The organism is uncultured Rummeliibacillus sp. (assembly GCF_934216135.1).
Taxonomy (GTDB): domain Bacteria; phylum Bacillota; class Bacilli; order Bacillales_A; family Planococcaceae; genus Rummeliibacillus.
Genome location: NZ_CAKQBI010000004.1, coordinates 142109 through 168143, shown reverse-complemented (window position 1 = coordinate 168143; position 26035 = coordinate 142109). Strand labels below are relative to the sequence as shown.

The 26035-nt window shown below is 34.9% G+C and carries 27 protein-coding genes; 5 read left to right on the top strand and 22 right to left on the bottom strand.

Annotated features, from left to right (window positions below; translation table 11 throughout):
- Window positions 1-124: 124 nt before the first annotated feature.
- The 7 genes from cccA to Q0977_RS04560 form a co-directional block, all read right to left on the bottom strand.
- The gene (gene cccA / locus Q0977_RS04590; RefSeq protein WP_299510977.1) at window positions 125-505 is read right to left on the bottom strand and encodes a cytochrome c550; all 381 of its coding nucleotides are present in this window, start codon (window positions 503-505) and stop codon (window positions 125-127) included.
- Window positions 506-649: 144 nt separating this feature from the next.
- Window positions 650-1789, bottom strand: coding sequence for an acyl-CoA dehydrogenase family protein (locus Q0977_RS04585; protein ID WP_299510975.1), 1140 nt, complete (start codon window positions 1787-1789; stop codon window positions 650-652).
- Window positions 1790-1975: 186 nt separating this feature from the next.
- Window positions 1976-2545: a hypothetical protein gene (locus tag Q0977_RS04580; protein WP_299510973.1), complete on the bottom strand. Its 570-nt coding sequence runs from the start codon at window positions 2543-2545 to the stop codon at window positions 1976-1978.
- A gap of 90 nt (window positions 2546-2635) precedes the next feature.
- Window positions 2636-3778, bottom strand: a complete 1143-nt coding sequence (gene rpoD / locus Q0977_RS04575) for an RNA polymerase sigma factor RpoD (protein ID WP_299510971.1) — start codon at window positions 3776-3778, stop codon at window positions 2636-2638.
- Between the two features lie 33 nt (window positions 3779-3811).
- Complete coding sequence (gene dnaG / locus Q0977_RS04570) at window positions 3812-5635, bottom strand: DNA primase (protein ID WP_299510969.1); 1824 nt, start codon at window positions 5633-5635, stop codon at window positions 3812-3814.
- 231 nt (window positions 5636-5866) lie between these two features.
- Window positions 5867-6682 (bottom strand): pyruvate, water dikinase regulatory protein, encoded by an 816-nt coding sequence (locus Q0977_RS04565; protein ID WP_124218001.1) that lies wholly within the window; start codon window positions 6680-6682, stop codon window positions 5867-5869.
- 12 nt (window positions 6683-6694) lie between these two features.
- Window positions 6695-7333: a helix-turn-helix transcriptional regulator gene (locus Q0977_RS04560; RefSeq protein WP_124218000.1), complete on the bottom strand. Its 639-nt coding sequence runs from the start codon at window positions 7331-7333 to the stop codon at window positions 6695-6697.
- A 326-nt stretch (window positions 7334-7659) separates the two neighbouring features.
- On the opposite strand from Q0977_RS04560, the gene Q0977_RS04555 reads away from it, so the two are divergent.
- From Q0977_RS04555 to Q0977_RS04540, 4 genes are all read left to right on the top strand, one after another.
- The gene (locus Q0977_RS04555) at window positions 7660-9042 is read left to right on the top strand and encodes a glycine--tRNA ligase (protein ID WP_299510963.1); all 1383 of its coding nucleotides are present in this window, start codon (window positions 7660-7662) and stop codon (window positions 9040-9042) included.
- 214 nt (window positions 9043-9256) lie between these two features.
- Window positions 9257-9487: a FeoA family protein gene (locus Q0977_RS04550; protein WP_119414843.1), complete on the top strand. Its 231-nt coding sequence runs from the start codon at window positions 9257-9259 to the stop codon at window positions 9485-9487.
- A complete protein-coding gene (gene feoB / locus Q0977_RS04545) occupies window positions 9481-11493 on the top strand; it encodes a ferrous iron transport protein B (protein WP_119414842.1) in 2013 nt (670 codons plus the stop codon). Before Q0977_RS04550 ends, feoB begins: the two co-directional genes overlap by 7 nt.
- 16 nt (window positions 11494-11509) lie before the next feature.
- Complete coding sequence (locus tag Q0977_RS04540) at window positions 11510-11698, top strand: FeoB-associated Cys-rich membrane protein (protein ID WP_119414841.1); 189 nt, start codon at window positions 11510-11512, stop codon at window positions 11696-11698.
- A 189-nt stretch (window positions 11699-11887) separates the two neighbouring features.
- On the opposite strand, the gene Q0977_RS04535 is transcribed toward Q0977_RS04540, so the two are convergent.
- Window positions 11888-12169 carry a hypothetical protein gene (locus Q0977_RS04535; protein ID WP_119414840.1) on the bottom strand — a complete coding sequence of 94 codons (282 nt, stop codon included), beginning with the start codon at window positions 12167-12169 and terminating at the stop codon, window positions 11888-11890.
- Window positions 12170-12347: 178 nt separating this feature from the next.
- On the opposite strand from Q0977_RS04535, the gene Q0977_RS04530 reads away from it, so the two are divergent.
- Entirely contained in the window at window positions 12348-13181 is an 834-nt protein-coding gene (locus Q0977_RS04530; RefSeq protein ID WP_299510955.1) for a DUF2268 domain-containing protein, read from the top strand.
- Window positions 13182-13226: 45 nt separating this feature from the next.
- Here Q0977_RS04530 and Q0977_RS04525 read toward each other — a convergent pair whose 3' ends face one another.
- The 14 genes from Q0977_RS04525 to Q0977_RS04460 all read right to left on the bottom strand — a co-directional run bounded on the left by Q0977_RS04525 (window position 13227) and on the right by Q0977_RS04460 (window position 25958).
- On the bottom strand, window positions 13227-13931 hold the full coding sequence (locus tag Q0977_RS04525) for a class I SAM-dependent methyltransferase (protein WP_233548018.1): 705 nt from the start codon (window positions 13929-13931) through the stop codon (window positions 13227-13229).
- Window positions 13932-14258: 327 nt separating this feature from the next.
- A complete protein-coding gene (locus Q0977_RS04520; RefSeq protein WP_119414837.1) occupies window positions 14259-15041 on the bottom strand; it encodes an alpha/beta hydrolase in 783 nt (260 codons plus the stop codon).
- Between the two features lie 11 nt (window positions 15042-15052).
- Window positions 15053-16081, bottom strand: a complete 1029-nt coding sequence (locus Q0977_RS04515; protein WP_119414836.1) for an iron ABC transporter permease — start codon at window positions 16079-16081, stop codon at window positions 15053-15055.
- Complete coding sequence (locus Q0977_RS04510; RefSeq protein ID WP_299510951.1) at window positions 16071-17081, bottom strand: iron ABC transporter permease; 1011 nt, start codon at window positions 17079-17081, stop codon at window positions 16071-16073. The genes Q0977_RS04515 and Q0977_RS04510 overlap by 11 nt, the downstream gene beginning before the upstream one ends.
- Before the next feature lie 198 nt (window positions 17082-17279).
- Window positions 17280-18257, bottom strand: coding sequence for an ABC transporter substrate-binding protein (locus Q0977_RS04505; protein WP_119414834.1), 978 nt, complete (start codon window positions 18255-18257; stop codon window positions 17280-17282).
- A 128-nt stretch (window positions 18258-18385) separates the two neighbouring features.
- Window positions 18386-19204 (bottom strand): helix-turn-helix domain-containing protein, encoded by an 819-nt coding sequence (locus tag Q0977_RS04500; RefSeq protein WP_119414833.1) that lies wholly within the window; start codon window positions 19202-19204, stop codon window positions 18386-18388.
- A gap of 197 nt (window positions 19205-19401) precedes the next feature.
- Window positions 19402-20358 (bottom strand): cation diffusion facilitator family transporter, encoded by a 957-nt coding sequence (locus Q0977_RS04495; RefSeq protein WP_119414832.1) that lies wholly within the window; start codon window positions 20356-20358, stop codon window positions 19402-19404.
- A 14-nt stretch (window positions 20359-20372) separates the two neighbouring features.
- Window positions 20373-20693, bottom strand: a complete 321-nt coding sequence (locus Q0977_RS04490; protein ID WP_119414831.1) for a metalloregulator ArsR/SmtB family transcription factor — start codon at window positions 20691-20693, stop codon at window positions 20373-20375.
- A gap of 153 nt (window positions 20694-20846) precedes the next feature.
- Entirely contained in the window at window positions 20847-21638 is a 792-nt protein-coding gene (recO, locus tag Q0977_RS04485; RefSeq protein WP_119414830.1) for a DNA repair protein RecO, read from the bottom strand.
- Window positions 21639-21658: 20 nt separating this feature from the next.
- A complete protein-coding gene (gene era, locus Q0977_RS04480; protein ID WP_119414829.1) occupies window positions 21659-22570 on the bottom strand; it encodes a GTPase Era in 912 nt (303 codons plus the stop codon).
- Entirely contained in the window at window positions 22557-22964 is a 408-nt protein-coding gene (locus Q0977_RS04475) for a cytidine deaminase (RefSeq protein ID WP_119414828.1), read from the bottom strand. The genes era and Q0977_RS04475 overlap by 14 nt, the downstream gene beginning before the upstream one ends.
- A gap of 10 nt (window positions 22965-22974) precedes the next feature.
- Window positions 22975-23337: a diacylglycerol kinase family protein gene (locus tag Q0977_RS04470; RefSeq protein WP_119414860.1), complete on the bottom strand. Its 363-nt coding sequence runs from the start codon at window positions 23335-23337 to the stop codon at window positions 22975-22977.
- Window positions 23324-23812 (bottom strand): rRNA maturation RNase YbeY, encoded by a 489-nt coding sequence (ybeY, locus tag Q0977_RS04465; protein ID WP_119414827.1) that lies wholly within the window; start codon window positions 23810-23812, stop codon window positions 23324-23326. Before ybeY ends, Q0977_RS04470 begins: the two co-directional genes overlap by 14 nt.
- A gap of 16 nt (window positions 23813-23828) precedes the next feature.
- Window positions 23829-25958, bottom strand: coding sequence for an HD family phosphohydrolase (locus tag Q0977_RS04460; protein ID WP_119414826.1), 2130 nt, complete (start codon window positions 25956-25958; stop codon window positions 23829-23831).
- Window positions 25959-26035 lie beyond the last annotated feature (77 nt).

Sequence of the window (26035 nt, the reverse complement as noted above, 5' to 3'; positions counted from 1 at the left end):
GCTAACAGTTCCTACTGCCAAGCCTGTAGTGGACTTTCACCACCAAGTAATCACCCATGCCGGGCGCACTTAAAAAACCCTTATCCCAAGTAGGATAAGGGTTTGGAAAATATATAGGAATTAATTATTTTAATTCAGAAATATATTTAGCCATAGCATCAAGTTCTGCACCTGAAACTAAACCAGCAGGCATACCGCTGCCTTTACCGTTAGTAAGAATGTCTTTTACTTCAGCTTCTTTTAAACCTGTACCATGCAAGTTTGGACCTACTTGGCCTTTAAGGTCTCCACCGTGACAAGATATGCATTTTTGTTTAGCAACTGCTTCTGGATCAACGTCACCAGATGCTGATTCTTTATCACCAGCTGCTTGTTCAGTTTTTGCTTTGTCTCCGCCTTTAGCGATATCGGCTTTATTTCCTGCTCCTTCTACAGACAAGAAGAAGATTAAACCTAAACCGAACGCCATGATTAAGATATACGGAATAATAGGATTCTTTTTCATATATTTACCCTCCCTCATAAGTTCAATCTATTTCTATAAATAGAATCAGTCAACACTTTATATTGTACTTCATAACTCAAGAAACGAAAAGGCTTTCTGGACAAGTTTTCGCCTGTTTGTGACAAATTTGACACAATAGACAGATTAACAACCAATTTGTCTTGCAATAACCATTCTTTGTACTTCAGAGGTTCCCTCACCAATTTCTAACAGTTTTGCATCTCTTAAATACCTTTCAACTTCAAATTCCTTCATATATCCGTATCCTCCATGAATTTGTATTGCTTCTCTTGCGATTTCCATTGCTATTTCAGTTGCATATAATTTAGCCATTGCAGCCTCTTTTGTAAACATTTTTTGCTGATCTTTTAACCAAGATGCTTTATAAACCATATTTCGTGCTAATTCGATTTTTAAGGCCATATCTGCCAGCTTAAATTGTGTTACTTGGAATGAACTAATCGCTTGTCCGAATTGTTTTCTTTCCTTTGCATAATTTAATGCCTTTGTATAGGCTGCCTGAGCAATTCCAACAGCCATTGCTGCAATTCCTATCCTTCCACCATCTAATGTAACGAGAAATTGTTTAAACCCTTCTCCTTCTACACCCAATAAATACTCTTTTGGAACTTGCACATCCTGTAATATAAGTTCTGTCGTATTTGAAGAATTTAACCCCATTTTTTCATATGGCTCAGAGATTGTAAATCCATTACAATCTGTTGGTACGATTATTGAACTTATTTGTTTTTTACCTTTTTTGTTACCAGTAACAGCAGTTAATGCTAGATGCTTAGCGTAACTTGCATTTGTGATAAACATTTTACTTCCATTTATCGTATAAATGCCATCATCAAGTTTTGCTGTTGTTTCAGTTCCACCAGCATCAGAACCTGCATTAGGCTCTGTTAGACCAAATGCCCCCAAAGATTCACCTGTACAAATTGGTGTTAAAAATTTTTCCTTTTGTTCTTTCGTTCCAAATAAATGGAGTGGAGCACCTCCTAAGGAGATATGAGCAGAATACGTTATTCCAGTGGATGCACATGCTTTACTAAGCTCTTCTGTTACGATTGCAAAACTAACGGTGTCAGAACCTGCCCCACCATAAGTTTCTTCAAAAGGTAGTCCCATTATTCCCATTTCACCTAATTGTTTAAAAATTTCTTTTGGAAACTCTTTTGTACGATCTCTTTCTATTGCTCCTGGAGCTACTACTTCTTCCGCAAACTCTCTTATCATTTTTTGTAACATTTTTTGTTCATCAGTTAGATTAAAATTCATCTACTATCACTCCTCATCGAATTTTACAAAACACTTATATAAAATCATATTTTTCAGGACTAAAAAAAAGAAGCTATTTTTAAAATAGCTTCTGACTTAATCGATTCAGTTCGTGATTTATAAATTTTAAAATAGTTAAATTTTCTTTATAGAGAACAATAGAATGACCATCTTTTGAAATAAGATTTATATAAACAACATATAAAAAATAATAATAATTAGCCCAATAATACCTGAAATTTTAAAATAGATTAGATTTAATACTCTACCAGTTAACAACCATAAAATACAATTGCCAAGTAGAACACCGTATAGAAGTGAAGGTTGTCCATCAAAATAGAAATTCACAATTTTTATCGAAACTCCAAAAATGAGTAGAGCTATTGTGGCATATGTAAAAGTTGTTCTTACTGTCTTATTTGGCTTAAATTTAAAAAGAAATATTAACAACCCTACAATTATGCCAATACTTAAAATAAGCGGAATAAGAACGAATGGAGCCTTTAAAACAAATAACGCCCCAAATATCAAGATGATACCAATGATGGCTAAAATCATTTTCCAATTTTTTGAATAATTATCTGCTAATAAAGAATTGGCGGCATTTATTTTTAGTTGGGTACTATTATTTTCTTCTACTTCTTGACCTTCTGAATATAAAGTCATTAAAAAATCACAATAATGTTCCGGTAATAATTTATTTTTCTTCCAGAATGAGATTTCGTTTAGGATGACTGCTTTCTTTTGACTGTTCATGTATTTGCCCCCAGCTATTGAAACCATTTTCATCCCCAATTTTACCTTAATTAAACGAAAAAAGCACCCCTTTAAAGGGTGCCTTTTTGACTATTCTAGGAAATCTTTTAGACGTTTGCTTCTTGAAGGATGGCGCAATTTTCTTAGTGCTTTTGCTTCTATTTGTCGAATACGTTCTCTTGTAACACCAAAGACTTTACCTACTTCTTCAAGCGTACGAGTACGTCCATCATCTAAACCAAAGCGTAAACGTAGTACATTTTCTTCTCGGTCTGTTAATGTATCTAATACATCTTCTAATTGTTCTTTTAAAAGCTCATATGCAGCATGTTCAGAAGGTGATTGAGCTTCTGAGTCCTCTATAAAATCACCTAAATGTGAATCATCTTCTTCACCAATTGGTGTTTCCAATGAGACTGGTTCTTGAGCGATTTTAAGAATTTCACGAACCTTTTCTGGTGTAAGATCCATTTCTTCACCGATTTCTTCAGGTGTTGGTTCACGCCCTAAGTCTTGAAGTAATTGACGTTGAACACGGATTAACTTGTTAATGGTTTCAACCATATGCACAGGAATACGAATTGTACGAGCTTGGTCAGCGATTGCACGAGTTATTGCTTGACGAATCCACCAAGTTGCATATGTTGAGAATTTGAATCCTTTTCGATAATCGAATTTTTCAACTGCTTTAATAAGCCCCATGTTACCTTCTTGAATAAGGTCAAGGAAAAGCATACCACGTCCTACATAGCGTTTTGCAATACTTACAACAAGTCGTAAGTTTGCTTCAGCTAGTCGTTTACGTGCTTCATCATCACCTTGTTCAATACGTTCAGCAAGTGCAATTTCTTCTTCTGCACTTAGTAAGTCAACCCGACCAATTTCTTTCAAATACATACGAACTGGGTCATTTATCTTAACGCCTGGTGGAACACTTAAATCATTCAAGTCAAACGTTTCTTCATGGTCCTTACCTTTTAGTAGTCGATCTAAGTTTTCTTCATCACCATCTTTACCACCTAATTCAATACCATTAGATTCAAGTTTTTCGATGAATTCTTCTACTTGATCGGCTTCCATTTCATATGTTTGCAATTTATCTGCAATTTCTGCATATGTTAATTCGCCATTTTTCTTACCAATAGCTAATAAGAATTTTTTTGTTTCTTCTAAAGTATGTTCATGTTCTACTACTTTTTTTTCATCAGTTGAACGTTTAGACTTGTCCGCCACAGGTGTTTCCTCCTTCTAACCATCACTATCCCATTACACTTTTGATAGTGAATTCTTTAAATCAATAACTTCTTTTAAAAGCTGCATGGCACTATTCAAATCGTGCATTTTCTCTGCTTCTTGAATAGCATGTTTTTTATCTTGTATAATTTGCTTAATCCTGAATTTTCTTATTTGTTTTAAGCAATCAGAAATTTCTTCCTCAGTATGATCAGGATCTCTTTCTACAAGTGCAGCTTCCATTATGATTTTGCGTAGCTCTCTATCACCAATGACTTCAGCAAAACGCTGGTAATCAGCTTTTTGATGTTCTTCATAAAAACCAATTAGGTGAATATAGATTGCCATATAATCTTCCCGTACAAAGGGATTTTCATCCTCTTCTTGGCGAATTCGATCGACAACGTCAATGTTGTGTAACATATGTGCTAAGAGTAGTCTTTCTGCACGGTCAGTCGCTGTGATTTTATCTTTTTGAAGAGTAATTTGTTGAGTTATTGGTTGCACTTGTTGCTCAAATCGTTTAGAATTCTTTGCAAGCTGTGCTTCCTTTTGACGTAATTGCATTTGTAATGTTTCTTCGGAAATATTCGTGTCCATTGAAATCTGTTTGATATATAATTCTTTTTCAATAGGTGAAATTCCTTCAACTAAAAAGCCTAAAGCCTCATCCACATATTGCAATATGTCATTCTGATATTGAAAATTTTTGTTCCGCCTAGCATACATTAACATAAATGCAACATAACTTTGAGGTTCACTGATTACCTTTTCTTTAAAAGCTTCTGGACCAAATTGCTGTATATATTCATCCGGGTCTAAACCTGTAGGAAGCACTGCAACTTCAATATTTAATCTTTCAGCATGTAACATTTCTGCCGCTTTTCTTGCAGCTTCCCAACCAGCTTTGTCACCATCGTAGCAAACAATTATATGATCAGTTAGACGTTTTAACTTATTCATATGTTGCATCGTTAAGGCAGTCCCCATAGACGCAACACCATTAAAAACGTCTGCTCTCTTTGCCGAGAGCACATCCATAAAACCTTCAAATAAAACAACTTTACGTTCTTTTCGTATAATTGGTCTTGCTTGATCCAAGTTGTATAACACTTGCCCTTTATGGAAAATAGGCGATTCAGGACTATTTAAGTACTTGGCATCTTCTCCTCCACTATCAAGAATACGACCAGAGAACGCAATAATTTTACCTTGCTCATCACGAATTGGGAACATGACGCGGCCTCTGAAACGGTCAAAGTAACCCGAACCGTCCTCTCGTTTGATAATTAATCCGCTCTGTTCCATTTCATCTAAGTCAAAGCCTTTTCGTGTTAAAAGTTGCGTTAAAGAATCCCAATGGGGTAAAGAATAACCTATCCCATTTGTTTCGATTTCTTCTCTGGTAAAACCTCGTTGTTGCAAATACTCAAGCCCTTTTTCGCCTTCTTCAGTATTTAAAAGTAAGTGCTGATAATAATCTGCTGCAAAAGAATGGGCATCTTTCATACGTCCTTCTTCAGGAGAAATAGGATGTGTATGAATATTAGGTGTTGATGAAACATCGACATGAATGCCAACACGTTCACCAAGCTTAGCCGTAGCCTCTTGGAAGGATATATTATCAATGTCCATTAAAAATGTAATGGCACTTCCTCCAGCACCGCAACCAAAGCAATGGAAAATTTGCTTATCAGTGGATACAGAAAAAGAAGGGGTTTGCTCGCCATGAAAAGGGCATAAGCCAAAATAATTCCTTCCTCTTTTTGTCAACTGGACATATTCACCAATAACATCCACAATATCTGTTTTTGAACGTATTTGTTCAATAATCTCTTCAGGTATTTTTTGCGCCATTCCATCACCATCTTTTTTCGCTCATAACTGAATTCGAGATAATTATCAAAAAGTCCTTCATTTTTCGACAAAAAATTTTAAATTTAAGTTAGTATGGGCTAAATACTTGTAATTATTTTTACCACAATTTTTTATTATAAAACATTACACCCGAAAATTCTATTTCTTTTTTAACATTTTCATACTAAAACGTAAAAAAACCTCCCTAGAAAGGAGGATTGCATAGTTAGTTTATTGTTTAGATAATTGAATACGATGAATAATATCGTTAGCTGTTTCTTCAACAGCTTTATTGGTCACATCAATCACCTGACAACCGATTCGATCAACTACTTTTTTAAAATGCAAAATTTCTTCGTTTATCCGTTCCAGTTTTGCATAATTCGCTCCATCATTTAATCCCAAAGCTAGTAAACGTTCTTTTCGTATGCTATTCAATTTTTCTGGAGAAATTACAAGACCAAAGCATTTGGCTGGATCCACTAAAAATAATTCTTCTGGGGGTTCTACCTCAGGAACTAATGGGACATTAGCTACTTTGAATCGTTTGTGTGCTAAAAATTGTGATAATGGGGTTTTGGAAGTTCGTGAAACGCCTATTAAAACAATATCCGCCTTTAGTAATCCTCTCGGGTCGCGTCCATCATCATATTTTACTGCAAACTCGATAGCCTCTATTTTTTGGAAATAATCATCATCTAATTTGCGAACTAGTCCAGGTTCTTCTAAAGGTTCTACTTGTAAAGTATCTCCTAAGATTCCTAAAATAGGCCCCATTAAATCTACACATGGAATATTATGCTCCTGGCACATTCCATTTAAAAAAATACGCATTGTTTCTTTTACTAAAGTGTAAACAATCATAGCATTCTGCTCTACTGCTAGATGAACAATCTCTGTAAGCTGTTCTTTACTCTCTATATGGGGAAAACGTTGAATTTTAGTATCCTGCATTCCTGGTCTAAATTGACTAATAGCTGCTTTTGTAACTAAATCACCCGTTTCACCTACTGAGTCCGAAATGATAAAAACAGTTAAATTATTCATGGAAGCATCACCTCACAAATCATGATTTTCAGCAAGCGACAAGAACGCTCGTGTTATATTTGTTTTTGTCAAACGACCTATGACCTCTAAGCCATCTGGATGTTCGATAACGACAGGTAATGCATCTATTTGCCTTTCAATAAGCTTATGTGCAGCCTGTATTAAACCGTCCGATTTAAAACAGTATGCAATATTTGGCATCCTCGTCATGATTATATGTACGGGAATATGATTCAAATCCTGACTTCCTATACTTGTTCGAAGTAAATCTTTTCTTGAAAGCACACCTGTCAAGTATGAGTTGTGGTCTACCACAAATAGTGTACCCACATCTTCTAAGAACATTTGACAAATGGCATCATATACAGAAACATCCTCAGAAACTACCACTGGTATCGATTGAAAGTCCTTCACTTTCATATTGGTCATGCTATCGATAACAGCTTGGTTTGTCTTTTTACCAGAGTAAAAATAACCGACACGCGGTCTAGCATCCAAAAAACCTGCCATTGTAAGTATGGCTAAATCCGGTCTAAGTGTCGCCCTAGTCAGAGAAAGACGCTCAGCTATTTGTTCCCCGGTAATGGGACCATTTTCTTTGACAATTTCTAAGATCTCTTCCTGACGTTTGTTGAGTTCTATTGGACTCACCGCCTCAAAAAATGTTATACTCAATACTCAATTATTATATACTATTTTTCAATTTATTGCGAAGAAAAGAATCACATGATACAATAAGCATCAATACAAATAAGCAATGAACGGTCTATAAGTACGATTTCATCTACTGAAAGCGAGTAGTGATGGTGAAAGACTACACGAAATCAGAAAAAGGCAACCGGGAGCTAATATTCTTGAAAGAGGGTTACTATTTTTTAGTAGCCAATCGGGGTGGAACCGCGGGTCTATATGCACTCGTCCCCGGGTACAAAATTGTGCCCGGAGACGGGTGCTTTAATATTTGGAGGGATTTTCTAATGGCAAAAACAATGGAAAGCATCGTAAGCTTAGCCAAACATCGTGGCTTTGTCTTCCCTGGTTCTGAAATCTACGGAGGTTTAGCTAACACTTGGGATTACGGTCCACTTGGTGTTGAATTGAAAAACAACGTAAAAAAAGCATGGTGGCAAAAATTCGTTCAAGAATCACAATATAACGTAGGTCTTGACGCAGCTATTTTGATGAACCCAAAAACTTGGGTAGCTTCTGGCCATGTGGGTAACTTTAATGACCCTATGATTGACTGTAAACAATGTAAAGCTCGTCATCGTGCCGACAAACTAATTGAAGAAGCAGCACTAGAAAAAGGCGAAGAAATCATCGTTGATGGCATGCCTTTCGATAAAATGGCTGATGTTATGAAAGAATATGACGTACACTGTCCTGATTGTGGCGCTCAAGATTTCACTGAAATTCGCCAGTTCAATTTAATGTTCAAAACATTCCAAGGTGTTACAGAGGATTCAACAAACGAAATTTTCCTACGTCCAGAAACTGCACAAGGTATTTTTGTTAACTTCAAAAATGTTCAACGCTCTATGCGCAAACGTACACCATTTGGTATTGCACAAATCGGTAAATCATTCCGTAACGAAATTACACCGGGTAACTTTACTTTCCGTACTCGTGAATTTGAACAAATGGAACTAGAATTCTTCTGTAAGCCAGGAACAGAACTTGAATGGCATGCATATTGGAAAGAATTCTGTAAAAACTTCTTATTGAACTTGAATATGAATGAAGATTCTATGCGTCTTCGCGATCACGAAGATGAAGAACTTTCTCATTATTCAAATGCAACAACAGATATTGAATTTAAATTCCCATTTGGTTGGGGCGAATTATGGGGTGTTGCATCTCGTACAGATTTCGACCTTAAACGACATATGGAACACTCTGGTGAAGATTTCACTTATATTGATCCAATTTCAAACGAACGTTATGTACCATACTGTATCGAACCATCACTTGGTGCCGATCGTGTGACATTAGCATTCTTATGTGATGCATATGATGAGGAAGAATTAGAAGGTGGCGATACTCGTACAGTACTTCACCTACACCCTGCTCTAGCACCATTTAAAGCAGCAGTATTACCTCTATCTAAAAAATTATCTGATAAAGCTACTGAAGTATGGGCTGAATTACGTAAAGCTTTCCCAGTAGATTATGATGAATCACAATCTATTGGTAAACGTTACCGTCGTCAAGATGAAATTGGTACACCATTCTGTATCACTTACGACTTCGATTCAGTTGAAGACGGTCAAGTAACAGTACGTCACCGCGACTCTATGAACCAAGAACGTATGCCTATCGCTGAAGTTAAAGAATATATCGAAAAGCATCTAGCTTTTTAGTATCAATACTCTAACCTAATTTTCGCTATATCTAGATAAATCAAAACCAACATTTAAGATGGCGTTAACCGACAATGGTTGCGCCATCTTTTTTCGCATTCATGTGGAATAATACCTGAAATAGTGAAAAGTTTTCGAACTATATCGACTTACCAATTGAGAAGTGTTATCATAAATGCGTGATTAGATGTGAAAAAAATTTGGAGTGAACAACATGTCATTAAATGAATTGAAACTTGGTGAAAGCGCGATTATCGTCAATTTATCAACATTAAATAAATATATTAAAAGAAGATTATTAGATTTTGGGATTTTAGAAGGCGAAGAAGTCTTGTTAAAAAATCGAATGCCATTTCATGGTCCTTTCATGATTGAACATAACGGTCAAATGTTAGGGATTCGATATAAAGAAGCTATGCAAATCGAGATTGAAAGACAATGGTAAATATAGCGCTAGTAGGGAACCCTAATACAGGAAAAACTTCATTATTCAATTATTTGACTGGCTCTTATGAATACGTCGGAAATTGGAGCGGCGTTACAGTTGAAAAGAAAGTTGGAACATTAAAGGATAAATTAGGTCATCTAATTGACCTACCCGGAATTTATTCATTAAGTCCATTATCAAAAGATGAGAGTGTTGTTTCTAAATTCTTTATCTCAGAGGAATTTAATAGCATTATCAATATCGTAGATGCTTCTCAATTGGAGCGGAATTTAGTCTTAACCATTCAACTTTTGGAATATGGAAAGCCTCTTATCATCGGGCTGAATATGTCTGATGTTGCCAAGCATCGAGGAATTTCTTTGAACGAAGAAAAACTATCTGAAGCCTTACATACACCGGTTGTTTCCATTGTTGCGAGAACTGGTGAAGGTTGTAACAATATGATGAATTATATGACTTCACTTAATACGAAGCCTGTCGAGCAGCTAACATTAAATTATGGAAAAGATATTGAAAATGGCATTGATCAATTATTATCAATTTTGCCACTAGAAGATATTCAACATCTTCCTCATCGATGGCTTGCGTTACAGTTTTTCGAAGGAAATGTAGTCATACGAAATTATTTAGAAACGCTTGTTTCAAAAGAACTGTTGGATAAACTGTACCAACAAACTGAAGCAGAACTAAAGAAAAGTAATCATATTAATAGTATAGCTCAAAGGATTTATCAGATAAGAAAGAATTACATTACAACTATTTTAGAACAATCTGTGAGTCATGAAAAACAACAACAAGTTCATTTGTCTGACAGAATTGATGCAATCGTTACAAATAAATATTTAGGAATGCCTATCTTTTTATTATGTATGTTATTCATGTTTAAACTAACATTCGATTGGCTTGGAACCCCTCTTTCAGATTTATTGGATCAATTTATTTCTGGTAGATTAACAGATTGGATAACTATTCTATTGAATGATCTTGGTACATCTCAGTTTATTCAATCGCTAGTTTTAGATGGTATAGTTGCTGGTGTTGGCGGTGTACTTGTTTTTGTACCACAAATCTTTATCTTATTTTTCTTTATTTCATTTTTGGAAGACTCAGGTTATATGGCACGTGCGGCACTTGTGATGGATAAGTTAATGGAAGCTGTTGGTCTAAACGGAAAGGCTTTTATACCGATGATTATTGGTTTCGGCTGTAATGTGCCTGGTGTAATGGCAGCGAGAACGATTGAACAGCCAAAAGAACGATTAATCACGATTTTGTTGACTCCATTAATGTCTTGTTCAGCAAGATTACCTGTCTACGCATTATTTGTCGGTGCATTTTTTGCTGGTCATCAAACAATTATTGTCTTTTCACTTTATTTGTTAGGGATTACTTTGGCATTACTGATGGCGAAAATCTTTTCAAAGCTTTTACTTAAGAGTGAAACTTCTATTTTTGTAGTGGAATTACCTCCTTATCGAATTCCTCAATCAAAAACATTATTAAGAAGTACTTGGGATAAAGGAAAGGGTTTTATTCGTAAAGCCGGTACATTCATATTCGGAGGTTCTGTTATTATTTGGCTATTATCATATGCTGGTCCAGGTGGATTAGGTGTAGAAATGGATGATAGTTTTCTAGCAGTAATTGGTGGATTATTTGCACCGATACTCGCTCCCCTTGGGTTTGGTACATGGCAAGCTGGAGCATCCCTTTTAACAGGATTTTTGGCAAAAGAGGTAGTTGTTTCAAGCATGAATATTATCTATCATGCTCCAAATATGGATAGTTTACAAGGATTGTTAACACAAGCTTACAATCCATTGTCATCATTTACATTCATTGTTTTCATCTTACTATATGTTCCTTGTCTAGCTACTGTTGGTACGATAAAAAAAGAAACTGGTTCAACAAAGTGGACATATTTTGCAGTCGTTTACGCGTTGATTTTAGCATACATCATTGCGTTGATTATTTACCAAGGTGGTAAACTATTAGGATTTTAAGGAAGGAAGCATCGAGATGATCGCTAATATTATTATAGGTCTACTTATTTTCGGATACGCAGGATGGACTATTTATCGCCATATTCAAAAAAGTAAGGAAGGTAAATGCGGTACATGTGAACTAAAAAGTAATTGCAAAAGCTGCGGCACACCGACTGCTATCAAATCAAATAATAATGACCATATAAGTACATTACACAAATAGGTACGGGGTTATCCGATTTTAGGATAACCTCTTTCTTATGGTGAAATATTAATACATCAATTGAATAGTGACCAACATTATTAGAGATTACCCTCACCACTATCAATTTTCAGATGAGGGTATTACTCTTTAATGCAAGAAAAAGTTTTGACGTTTTTCTATCGTCAGTGAATTTCCTCTATTTTTCTTTTACCACAGAAATGCCGAAGCTAGACCGATTCCTACGATTGCCCCAAGAGCGATTCCTACGCCAAATCCTGGTCTATAATATCCGTATCCCGGTCCGTATCCATAACCACCCCAACCCCAGCCTAGGCCATATCCGCCCATTCCACTTTGTGGGTTAATCCATACCATTTTTTGATCTACTCTTGTAATTTGTCCTACATGTACTGTTCCATCATTACATCTAATTCTTACCATTTTCCCATGATATCTATTACATAAATTATACGCATCTGCCGGATTCATGTTCACCCTCCTTCCAAACTTATATTGCATATGAGTATGCATTGTATTATATGGTCAGTGAAATAGAATCTTATGGATAAAGGTCTAAGGAATAAAAATTCATATTCACTTAAATTTTCGAAAGCAATAACATTTTCAAAACATAACATAAATATAAAAGTAAAAGAGGATGAGGTAATTGTCAGTAATTCAAACAAAACAATGGCTTTATGAATTTATAAATAGATGTAAAGAGAAATCGATTCTTGACTATCCTACTATTCAACGTGAAACGCTCTGTGACCCATTAAAAAAGGTATTCCCTAATATTGCTCCTCAATCATTACATCACGAATTATTAAATCATGGATTATTTGATCCTTTTGAATGGTTTAAAATTGAAACAGTAGTTGAGAAAATGGAAGAATTAAATGTTTGGAAAATTGTGCAGAAGGAATATAAAAAATTAAAGAAATTGTGGAACGGACCAAATGTTCCAATATATATTTTTCCTATAAAAGGGATGGGATTCAAAAGAGATTTTCGGAAAAATGGTGTTGCTTATAAAGAAGGTGTCTTTTTATTCTTTTCGAATAGTCTCTCTGAAACGGAAATAAAAGCAATGTTTGCACATGAGTATAACCATGTATGCCGTATTCACCTTAATAATCTATCACTAGATCAAATTCCTTTAAAAGAGTCAATTATTATTGAAGGACTTGGAGAATATGCAATAAAAGATTTATACGGTGAAAAGTTCGTCGGTCCATGGACAAATCTCTATTCATATGAACAGTCTTTAGAAATATGGAAGAGATACTTTTTAACTTCATTGTATTTAAAAGGTTTAAAGAATCATTATCCTTTCTTATATGGTCAAAAAGGTAGTCCGTTACCTAAATGGATTGGATACCATATTGGTTATCAGATTATTAATAGCTATCAAGAAAAAAATGGTCCCTTCAAAAATGATGAGCTTTATCGAAAATCCTCAGATACAATAATTTCTGGTTCGAAATTCCCGAAAGAATAATTTTTTTATACAGGGTTAGTAATAGTCGAATAAATTATAAAAAAACTATGCAAGAGAACATTTAAATGCACGATAACCTACTAGATGATTATTTTTCTCTACAAAATCATTATGTTCATCCCACAGATTATAAAAATGTATCGGTATTTTTTCAGATTCATCGATATCATCAATCTCACTTGGAAGGAGGAATGGAGGCGTTAGGATTTCTTTTACATTTGTAAATCCTGCCTGCCGCAAACACGTGATCCATTCTTCTTCCGTTAAAACTTGATTGACCCCATATAATTCTAAAATTTTTTCTCTTACTTCGTTTGATAATGGTTGCTCGGCAGTCATTTCAATTATGATCATACTACCTTCTCTTTTTAAAACTCTTACTAACTCTTTTAAAGTCTCTGGTATATTTGTAAATGAAATAACCGATTCAGATAGTACAAAATCAAAGGTTTCATCAGCGAATTTCATTTTTTGTACATCACCTAAAACGGTTTTAATATTAAGCCCTTCGTTCACAAATCTTTTTTTGGCTTTCTCCACCATCATTGAATTTATGTCGATTGCTGTTACACTACATCCAAACTTTTTTGTTAAATAAGATGCGGTTTGTCCTGTACCGCAACCAATATCTAGTACACTAAAATGCGGTTCAATTTTTTCTTTTTCAAAAATAGATTGAGTTAGCGCAAAACCACCAGGATGTGCACCACCAATACCGAAATAGGCAAGTAAATCTAAATATTGATTCATCAAATAACCCCTCTACAATAAGATACTGTTATTGTATGCGAATGAGGGAAGCTTCAAAGTGTACGAAAACCTAGAAATATATGAAACTAGTCAATCAATGAAATACCTCTAAAAAATAAAAAATACTCCTCATTAGTTAACAAATAAAATTTGTTTAGACTATGAGGAGTATTTCATTTACCTTATCGATTTAAAGAAATTGATATGGTATGGGGAAATCATTGTAATCCCCCAAAAAGTTCATGCTATTAATCATTTTCAAATACTCTTTTTGAGTATAGTTGAATAATATATAACATTGTGGCGACAATCAGTAATTTTACAGAACTAGGATGGTATTTCGACTTTTACAGTCGTCATAAAGCGCATTGCCCTACTTATTGCAGTAGGTACAACAGATGCATGATTTTCATCTTCTGCTTTATAAAAAGAAATATTGTTCATAAATCTTGGTTGAAGTAATTCGTGCATCTTTTCCGAATCTTCAACCATAAATCCTTCTTCACTCCCAACAGCCACAAATAAGGGAGAAACTTTACAATCTTGATCATTTATAAATGATTGCGCTAAATTTTCTATTTCATATTGGTTCCACCAAATAGATGGACTAAATGCAATGTAACGGTCAAAATAATGCTTATTCATAAACAAAAGCCAGAGTACATAATACCCTGCAAGAGAGTGACCGAATATAATTTCATCACCATGGTTTGGAAATTTTTCATGTATTGCCGGTTTCAATTCTCTCATGAGAAATTGAGTAAATTTTGTTGCTCCTCCATTTTTACGAACCTTTCCCTTTTGCAATAAACGCTGGGGATATATATACACCTTCGCCGGTGCAGTAAAATCATAAAAGCGACGATCTCGCATATCCTCACCATGCTCAATACTTACGACAATTGCCGGACAAACCTTTGTCTTGGGTGAATTTAAACATTGCAATTTAATCGTTTGATTGGCAAATGTAAAATATGAACTACCATCTAAAATATAATAAATAGGCAACTGATCTGAATTTTTTACATTCTCAGGAATATAAATTTGAACAGTATACGTATAATCTGCACACGTAGAATGTATTTTAAAAGTCTCTATACTTGGGGCCATTTATAATCCTCCTAAGCCTTAGTCTTAATTAGTAAATAAAGAAAATACGGAATACCGATGATAGATACAACTATCCCAACTGATAATTCTAAAGGTGCAAATACCGTTTTGCCGATAAAATCTGCGAAAATTAAAAGAAAAGCTCCCATTAATGCACTAATAATGACAACAGAGCGGTGATGATTTCCAACAAGCTGTTTTGCGATATGAGGAGCCATTAGGCCGATAAACCCAATGCTTCCCGAAACAGATACACAAGCACTTACTAAACCAACACTTGCAATCATTAACTTTCTTTTTTCGCTCTCTGTTTTAATCCCTAAACTGATCATATTCTCTTCCCCTAGTTGGAAGTAATCTAAGAGATGCGCTTTATAAAAAATATAGATAGCCAAAATGACTACCCATGGTAAAATTGTCCAAATAAACATCCAATCAGCATTATAAATGGAACCATTCATCCAAACTGCTGCCGCTTCAAAATCAGATGCATTCATCTTTAAAGAAAAGAATAATGACAATGCACTAAAACCACTGTTAATCGCGATTCCTGTTAAAATGAGCCTTTGCATATCAAGTCGTTTTTGTTTATAAGCGAATGAGAATATAATAGCAGCTGCTAATCCTCCTCCAACAAAACCGAAAATAGGCATCATCATAACAGCTAGCCAGTTCTGAATATCTGCCTGAACTACTTGAATTTGAAAGAAAAACATAAACAATACAATAGCTGTCCCTGCTCCTGCATTTATGCCTAGAATCCCTGGATCTGCCAATGGGTTTCTCGTAATCCCTTGTAATACAACACCAGCAAGAGCTAATCCTACTCCTACGATGGCCGCAATAATAATGCGTGGTAACCTAAATTCAAAAATAACTAGTTTAAACCGTTCATCATCTTCAAATCCTAAAATTGTTTTTAAAACATCTTTTACACTAATATCAAAGACGCCATTTGTAATATGTATATAGCTTGCAAGAGCAATGCAACCTAGCAACAATACTGCTATTAGAGATGTTGTAAGTTTTTTATGCCGCATGTTTCCCACCTCCATGCGTACGAATTAAATATAAGAAAAATGGTACACCAATCAATGATGTAACTACTCCAATTGGCGTTTCAAACGGAAAGTTTATATAGCGACTAATTAAGTCACATAAAGATAAATACATCGCACCTAAAAGTGCTGAGAAAGGAATAATTCTACGATAATCTACTCCTACTAAAAAGCGAGTAATATGCGGAATTACTAATCCAACAAATCCAATTTTACCAACAAGAGCTACTGCTGTTCCCGTTAAACAAACCACAGCTATCATGCAAATGATTTTGATCCATTTCGTATTTTGCCCTAAACCTGTAGCTATATCTTCTCCTAATGATGTTATCGTAATAGATTTAGAACTAGCTATTGCAAGTATTAAGCCAAGAACGCCAAATGGAATGGAAATGATCAATAATTTAGGATCGACCATATGAATTTTAGTATTATACCAAGAACTAATAGATTGAGATGCTTGAAAATACATTGCAATCGCTGTCGCTATACTACTTAGAAAAGTACCTATAACTGTCCCTATAATCGCTAGTCTAACTGGTGACAATCCATTCCGAATAAGCGACCCAAATCCAAAAACAAGCCCTGCGCCTAAAGCAGAACCTAGCATTGAAAGTAAGATTAATTGGTAATTCGCAAGTCCAGGTAAAAAAATCATTGCTAATGTAATAACAAAAGCTGAGCCATCATTCACGCCCATTAATGATGGAGACGCAAGATAATTCCTTGTAATCCCTTGCATTATTGCACCAGCGACTGCTAAAAATGCTCCAACAGACGCTACTGCTACAGCTCTTGGAAGTCTACTCGTCCAAATTATTTGGTGATTTACACTTGTTGCATCATAGTTTATGATTGCCTGCCAAACCGTTGACAAAGGAATATCCTTTGTACCTAGTATGATAGAAACAATCATAACAGCTATGATTAAAACTGGTGATACAAAAGAAATAACAATTGCATTCCAGCGCTGTTTATTCATTGTGACACCTCATTTATATAAAAAGAATACACTTTCAAAAATATAGTGTTTTAATAATGAGAAAAAGAGCAGATGGACGAGAAAAATAGATTCTCTCCAACTGCTTTGTTGATAAAATGGACAAATCAAACGAAGCTTTTAAGATACGTTTGGGTCAATTGACTGAAAAGCATTAGGCTATTCGCTTTTTCAAACTTACTATTTTAGAAGGTCTTTAGAGATTGCATCTAAAAATCTTGTTTTAGACCAAGCTGTTCCTCCTTGTGCTGAAGGAGAAATACTATTGACAAATACTTTGTCATTTTTAGCAGCATTTACACTTTTGAAGATATCATTTTTTAATACTTCATCTAATGCTTTTGGTGTTTTAGTATTTTCCGATTCGTCAAATTGAAGGAAGATCACATCAGGATTGATTTTTGATAATGTTTCGTATGATAATTCCATTTGTGTTTTTGCATCTGCTATTTCTTTTGGTACCTCAAGTCCTAAATCATCATATAAAACAGGATTTAAATAAAGAGAAGGGCCATAAGCCATCATGGTACCACGAACACGGATAATCATTACTTTTTTATCTTTTAGTTCTTTAACCGCTTTATCTTTTAATTCAGCTACTTTTGTTTCATAATCACTAATTACTTTATCCGCTTGGTTTTCTTTACCTGTCAATTGACCTAATAATTGCAAGTTTTCACGCCATTTTTCTGCAACAAAAGTGTATGGGAAGGTTGTTGCCACTTTATCATATTTAGCTAATTTTTTTGCATCCATTTTATCAGAAGCTAAAATGACATCTGGTTCAAGCTTTAGCATAGCTTCTGCATTTGGTTCAAATTTATTTCCCACAACAGTCGCTCCATCAAAGTCATCTTTAAGATATTCTGGCATATCGTTTCCGGCTATTGAAACAACACCTGTTGGCTTGACACCAAGAACTGCAGCATCTTCCATAGATTCTAAACTTGCTGCGATAATATTATCTGTTTTAGCTGGCACTGTATATTCCTTACCAAGGTATGTAATTTGTTTTGTAGTAGATTCCTTGTCAGCACTTGCACTACTTTCCGATACTTTTGTATCATTTGATTTTTTTGTATCACTGTTTGAATTGCATCCTGTTGCAATTGCTAAAGAAAGTAAAGCAACCGCTCCTAATTTCCAATATTTCCCCATATTGATCCTCCTAGTAAATTATAAATTTTCATTTATTGATAATGATTATCATTGCCGATTATTAATTTACCAAAAAGATTAGAAAATGAGAATGGACAAAATGTTTTTTCGCATGGACTTTTGCCGATTTATGTAATCTCTCTGCGATATGCTGTCGGAGATACACCTACATATTTTTTAAATATTCTACTAAAGTAAAATGGATCATCATAGCTTAATTGAAAGGCAATTACTGCTATGGAAAGATCACTCTGACGAAGCATCTCTTTTGCCTCTTTCATCCTTAATTCGATGATATAATTTGATGGATTTAACCCAGTATGTCGTTCAAATAATTCTGTAAAACGACGTCTATTTATTTTAAAACGCTTTGAAATTTCTGCTACTGAAATTTTCTCTGTATAATGTTGATGCATAAAATCCACCGCTTGTTCAATTACTGTGTCCCTATCGGATTTACTGTTTCGTTTTGCACCCTGCACTAGTTCTTCAATAATTTGATGGAACAATGTTCTCGCCGTAATTTTAGAGATGGGACCTGGAACAGAATACGCCTTTATTAACTCTTTAATATATCGAGTAATTCTTGTTTGATTGTCCACTTTTAAAGAAAAATGTTGATGATAAAGCTGATATACTTCCTTCTCTTTAGCTGGGATTTCATAATGTAATACCACATACCTCCAAATTTTCTCGCTTGAATTATCTACTTTTATACTCATTTGGGGCCCTGCATGGACGATTGTACCTATCCCCATTGCAAAGGTTTGATTATTCAATGTAAAATTTGCACTTCCTTGCAAAGGGATAATAAGACCACACATTCCAGGTGCTGTCCTACGTCCTACATCACTCTTACCTGGATTTAAATTGGCAACAAATATATTGGAAAAAGATACAGATGCATTTGCATAATAATTTATAATCTCATTTAATGAAATGTCCATTTTTCTATTCTCACCCACAATTGAAAACGATTATCAATTAACATGGTAATATGTAGAAAGTGAATTGTAAAGATTTTTTAAAGGAAAACTGCTATTAATGCTACTATAAAAAAATGCACCACCGTTTGATTTTTTATCAATCGGGGTGCATTTCATGTTCATGAATTTTCTCTACTTATATTATTTTTAAATGTTTTTTAATGTTCATGATGATGACTATGTCTTTCTTCTAATTTACAAAGGATTGTATTATCATGTTTGTGTCGGTCATTTTCTAATTGAACTGTCATATGCCCTATCCCTAAGTGCAATAATTTATGTTCGAGTTCTTGTAAAATAATTTGGCTATCTTTTACTGTAAGCTTTCCATCTACAACTACATGGCAAGAAAGTGCATTTTGACCACTTGTAATACTCCATATGTGTAAATCATGAATAGCAAGTATGCCCTCCGTTGTTTGGAAAGTACTAATAATATCATCTGTCTCAACATTCGAAGGCGTCCCTTCCATCAACACATGTATAGAAGCTTTCGTAACACGCCATCCACTTGTTAAAACAAGTATTGCTACAATTATACTGGCAACCGGGTCTGCCCATTCCCAACCGAATAACATGATAAGAATAGCCGCGATAATTGCACCGACAGAGCCTAACATATCACTAATGACATGTAAAAAAGCGGCACGCATGTTCAAATTATCATGTGTATCACCACCACGCATTAAGATCCACGCAACAAGGATGTTTACCAATAAACCGATTATTGCAATGATAAGCATACCACTTGAAGCAATTTCCTGTGGTTTCGTAAAGCGTTGTATTGCTTCTACACATATAAAAATAGCTATTAAAATTAATGTCACACCATTGAAAACAGCTGCTAAAATTTCAAAGCGTTTATATCCATACGTATTTCTATTATTAGCCACCTTCTCACTTATCGTAAAGGCTAATACACCCACCCCAAGTGCAATGGCATCACTTAACATATGCCCCGCATCAGATAACAGTGCTAGGCTGTTTGTGTAAAGACCACCTACAACTTCAACTATCATATAAGATGTAATAATTATGAAAGCTATCATTAAGGTCTTTTTGTTTGCACCATGTGTATGATCATGACTGTGACCGTGCTCATGTGAATGTCCCATTATTCATTTCACCTCTAATTATGTTTCGCATGCTCAATCGTTTGTTGTAGAATGGCCATGACATGCGCATCATCTTGTGAATAAAAAACTGTCGTCCCTTCGCGACGGAATTTCACTAATCTTAAATTTTTCAAAAAACTTAATTGATGAGAAACAGTAGACTGTTTTAAATTTAACTTCTCACCAAGTTCACTAACAGAACATTCTTTTTTACTCAATAAGTTTAAAATACGAATTCGAGTTGGATCACTGATTGCTTTAAATGTTTGAGATACTAAAAATAAAATTTCTTCATCTAAATCTTCATTATTGAATGAAATTTGTTCCTCAATCACGTGAACGCCCCCTTTTTTAATGTTCTTAGATTCTTTATATGATTAGTTGTTCATATATACATATTATATGTACGATGAATTGAAAAAGTCAAAACAATTGAATAAAAAACAAAAAGCCACGATATAGCTTTTTATAGCTAGTATCGAAGCTTTTTATGATTGATGATCTTCCTCGTCCTTAGTAAAGTGTGCATCGAACAGTAATGGGGTGCGTTCTAATTGGTCTATAAATGAGCGACTTTTAAAGCGCATACCCGTTTGTTCTTCATATATAGTCGTAACAATTTTACGGATAAATTTCTTTGTTTCTTTTTTTAAAGTTAGCTTACCAATTTGGTCTATTGGTACACTATAGAACATCCTTATAAGCTTTAGCTGTGTTGGTGTTAAACGGATAAGATATGGATCTCGTTGGAAGCAACGGTGGCATAGGAAACCTCCCTGTGTAAACGAAAACGCAAATTCTCCTTCAACTGAACCACAACTTGCACATGCATGTAGAATAGGCTGTACGCCTGTGTAAGGTAACATTTTCCACTCTACGAACATGGCAATTGCTTCTGGATCATATCCTTCTTCTATTGCATGTAGTGCTTGTGTTAATACATCAAATGCATAGGGTTCTGGTTTTTCAGATTCTACTAAACGATCAATAATTTCAACAACATAGCTAGCGTATGCTGTTGCTACAATATCTTCTTGAATATGCCGCATAGATTCTAAAGGTTCCCCTTGTTGCAATGTCCCCATGCCACGGCCTTGTTGAATCATAAAAGTACCATGTACAAAGGGTTGGCTAATCGCAGCTAAACGGCTAGACGGTTTTTTTGCCCCTCTAGCCATTGCTGCAACTTTGCCAACCTCTCTTGTCATTAGTGTGACGACTTTATTTGTTTCGCCATACGGTCGTGTTTTTAAGACAATGCCTTCCCATTTATTCAGCAATTGTCTTCACTTCCTATTTCCTAGTATTCATCATCACGGTATCCATAATCACGAAGTTGTGATGCACGGTCACGCCAGTCTTTTTGTACTTTGACCCAAAGTTCTAAATAGACTTTACTTCCAAGTAATGTTTCAATGTCTTTACGAGCACGTGTACCAATTTCTTTTAACAAGGCACCACGTTTACCAATGACGATTCCTTTTTGTGAATCACGTTCAACAATAATAGAAGCATTGATGCGTACTAAGTCCTTATTTTCATCTTTTGCAATTTTTTCAATTTCAACAGCTATAGAATGTGGTACTTCATCGCGTGTTAAATGCAATACCTTCTCACGTATTAACTCTGCAATTATAAATCGTTCAGGATGGTCTGTTACTTGATCTGCTGGGTAATATTGTGGGCCTTCTGGTAAGTACTTTTTCAATGTATCAAGTAGTTGTTGTACATTGTTCCCTTGTAGTGCTGAAATAGGTACAATTTCTGCAAATTCGAATTCTGCTTTATACGAATCGATAATATTCAAAAGCTCATCAGGATGCACTGCATCTATTTTATTGACTACTAAAAAGACAGGTGTTTTCGTGCCTTTTAGCATTTCCATTACATATTTGTCACCTGCGCCAAGTTTTTGAGTCGCATTTACCATGAACATAATAGCTTCAACTTCACGCAAAGCATTTTTAGATACTTTTAACATGAATTCGCCTAGTTTATGTTTTGGTTTATGAATTCCTGGTGTATCAATGAAAATCATTTGAGCATCATCTGTTGTATAAACACCTTGAACTTTGTTTCGAGTAGTTTGTGGTTTGTCACTCATGATTGCGATTTTTTGTCCGATGACATTATTTAAAAATGTAGATTTTCCTACGTTTGGACGTCCAACAATTGTGACAAATCCTGATTTAAAAACTTTATTTTCCTGCATTCAATAAATCCTCCGGTGAAAATGCGCCTGGTAACAACTCTTTTACAGTTGTTTCTTGCACATCGCCTTTCATATTTGTTAAGTAAACTGGCATATTCGGTGCACAAAACTCTGAAATAACTTGTCGACATGCTCCGCATGGTGAACAAGGACCTTCTGTATCTGCAACAATTGCAATTGCAGCAAAATCTCTTTCACCCTCAGAAACAGCTTTGAACATTGCAGTACGTTCAGCACAGTTAGTCATAGAATAACCAGAGTTTTCAATATTACAGCCTTTAAATACTTTGCCGTCAGTTGTTAACAGCGCTGCTCCTACTTTAAATTTTGAATATGGAACATAAGCTTTTTCGCGGCCTTCTTTTGCAAGTTCTATTAACTGTTCTTTTTCCATTTCATACACCTCAATCCCATAAATTTATCCATTTCGGTATAAAGATAAGTATACCGATTATAACACTTGCACAAGCAAAAACAAGCACAGCCCCTGCTGCTATATCTTTTGCAGCCTTTGCTAATGGGTGTATTCCAGGAGAAGCAAGGTCAACAACCCTCTCAATAGCTGTATTCATCATTTCAAGTGACAGCATAATAGCCATCACAACGATTAATATAATCCATTCTAGCTGAGATAGGCCTGTAAATACACCTGCTACTACAACAATAAACACCATCATTAAGTCAAAACGAAAATTTTGTTCGACCATTACTTGTTTAATGCCTTCAATCGCATATTTAAAGGAATGTAAAAACTTACGCACGATCATTATTTTCACGAGATAATCCATAGGATTCTAATATCTCATCTTGTTTTCCAAACATCACTTTTTCATCTTCAGGAACCATATGATCATAGCCAAGAACATGTAGAAAACCATGTACAGCTAGAAAACCAAGTTCACGTTCAAATGAATGGCCGTATTCTTCTGCTTGTTCTCTTGTACGATCAATTGAAATAATGACATCGCCTAAAATACGTGGCATTCCTTCTGCAATAATAGGTGTTTCACCTTCGCCCACTTCTTCAAGAGCAAAAGAAATAACATCTGTTGGCGCATCTTTGTGGCGGTACTCTCGGTTAATCTTATGGATTTCTTCGTTAGTGACGAAAGTAATGGAGATTTCTGTACCATCTTCAATATTTTCAATCTTCGCTGCATGTTGCAAAAGATTTTCCACTAATGCAATATCAGATTCCTTTACTTTTCCTGTTTCATCTAAAAAATCAATATTCAAACTCATTTTATGCCTCCTAGGCTTATTTTGGCTTCGGATATTCGATACGTGAATGGAAGGTTCCATTTAAAGTTTCACAAAAAACGCGTTCAGCCGTTTTCAGTTCACGGATAGAAAGATCACATTCATCAAACTGTCCGTCTAGCAATTTATCTTGTACGATATTGTGAACAAGCTGTCTGATACCTTCCGATGTTGGATTCTTCATCGAGCGTACAGCAGCTTCTACACTATCTGCTACACTTATTATAGCAATTTCTTTCGTTTGTGGCTTAGGTCCAGCATAACGAAATGCTGATTCCTCCACATCTGGGTTATTTTCTTTCTCTTTAAAGTAAAAGAATTTCACCAAGCTTGTACCATGATGTTGTCTTGCAATATCTACAATTTCCTTTGGCATTTTATGCTGCTCTAATATTTTAACACCATCTTCCACATGTGCAATAATTATATCTTTACTTGTATTCGGTGGGAGCTGATCATGTGGGTTAATACCTGACATTTGATTTTCCACAAAAAAGCCTGGCCTTTTTGTCTTTCCAATATCATGATAATAACAACCTACTCGAGCTAGTAAGCCATCAGCTCCAATTGCTTCACAAGCAGCGTCTGCTAAATTTGCTACCATCACACTATGATGATAAGTACCAGGTGTTTCTACTAAAATCTTCTTTAATAATGGATGATTTGGATTAGATAGTTCAATCAAGCGATACGTAGATAACAATCCAAATGCTGATTCAATGAAAGGAAGTAATCCAAGCATCAATGCTCCCGATAAAATAGCTGAAACAATTGCTGCTAATAAATAGTAAGCTAATTCTCTTACCTCGTAATTGGACTGAGATAAAAGCAAATAAAATGCGATAAAGGCAATATTTACTGCAGCTACATATAAGCTTGTTGTCATCACACTAGATCTCTTCTTGGCATTTCGCATAAAATAAATACTAGCAAATCCGCTGAAGATAATATATAGAGATACTTCCATTTGCATAACAGAAGAATAACCTTCTTGGAAGACAATTCCTCCAACAGCTGCTGTCATAATAGTGGTCAGCAATGCAATACGTTCGTTCACCAAAACTCGAATAAGCATAGGTACGACTGCCGCCGGGAATAGAAAACCAATTGTCACATCAAAGTCACTCGAAACTAAATTTAATAATTCCATCACAATGATAGAAGTTAAATATACAATCATTGTAATAATTAAATTACGTGTTTTTAACTTTTTATCAGCTTTCCAATTATAAAATGCTACATAAAAGAAAGCCATTTGTAAGAAGATAAAAAGCCCTAATCCAACAATCGGTTTCTTAGATTGCTGATTTGACAGCATCCCTGTTATTTCCAATTGGTGATATACTTCTCTATCAATCAGTTGTCCTTCTTGTACAATAATTTGACCTTGTAGAATTCTTGTTGGGTCGACATTTGCCTTTTCTTGCTCAATTCTTTCTTTCGTTAACTTATTATCCTTTTTTTCAGTCTCTACAATAGATGTTCTGGCTAATGTTATAGCAATAGATTGAATACTTTCAGGTATTGTATAACTTCCTCGAACTATTTTTTCTACACTTGCTTTTTCATCTGATACTTGTTCTTGACGAATAGGCTCCGATAAAGATTTAGTGATAATAGAAGTCAAAGTATCTCTTGTTTTAATAAGATCTTCTTCATTTTGCGCGAGTAATGTTGATATTTCTTGACCAGTTAATCGAACAGTTTGTCCATTTGTACTAATCTCATCTAGTTTATTTCTTAAATTTTTTATCTGTTCTTCCTTTTCTATGTCTTTTTTAGATTTGCTCTTTTCTTTATTAATCGTCTTTTGAACTTCAATTATGTAATCAAATGTAGAACTAATAATTGCTGCTTGGTTTTTAGCAATATCAGGCGAAAAAGTATAAACAGGCTTAACTTCGCTAGCAATTTTTTCTCTGTCACTTTCCGTTTTTTCCGTATCTTCTATTGTTTTGGTGGAGCGAATTGTTTCAGGTGACAATTGGAATAATTTAATGTCATATTGCTCCCCTTCAATATCCTTGACCATTAAGAAAAATTGTATGATTCCCGTTAGAAATAATAAACTTGCTAGTAATAAGGGGAAACGTACATATTGGTTGAGTGTTTTTATGATATTAATCATCTCGTCACCTCCTCTTCTTATCATACCAATAGAAAAGAGATTTTCCATCATTATTTTATAGAATATTAGTAAAATTA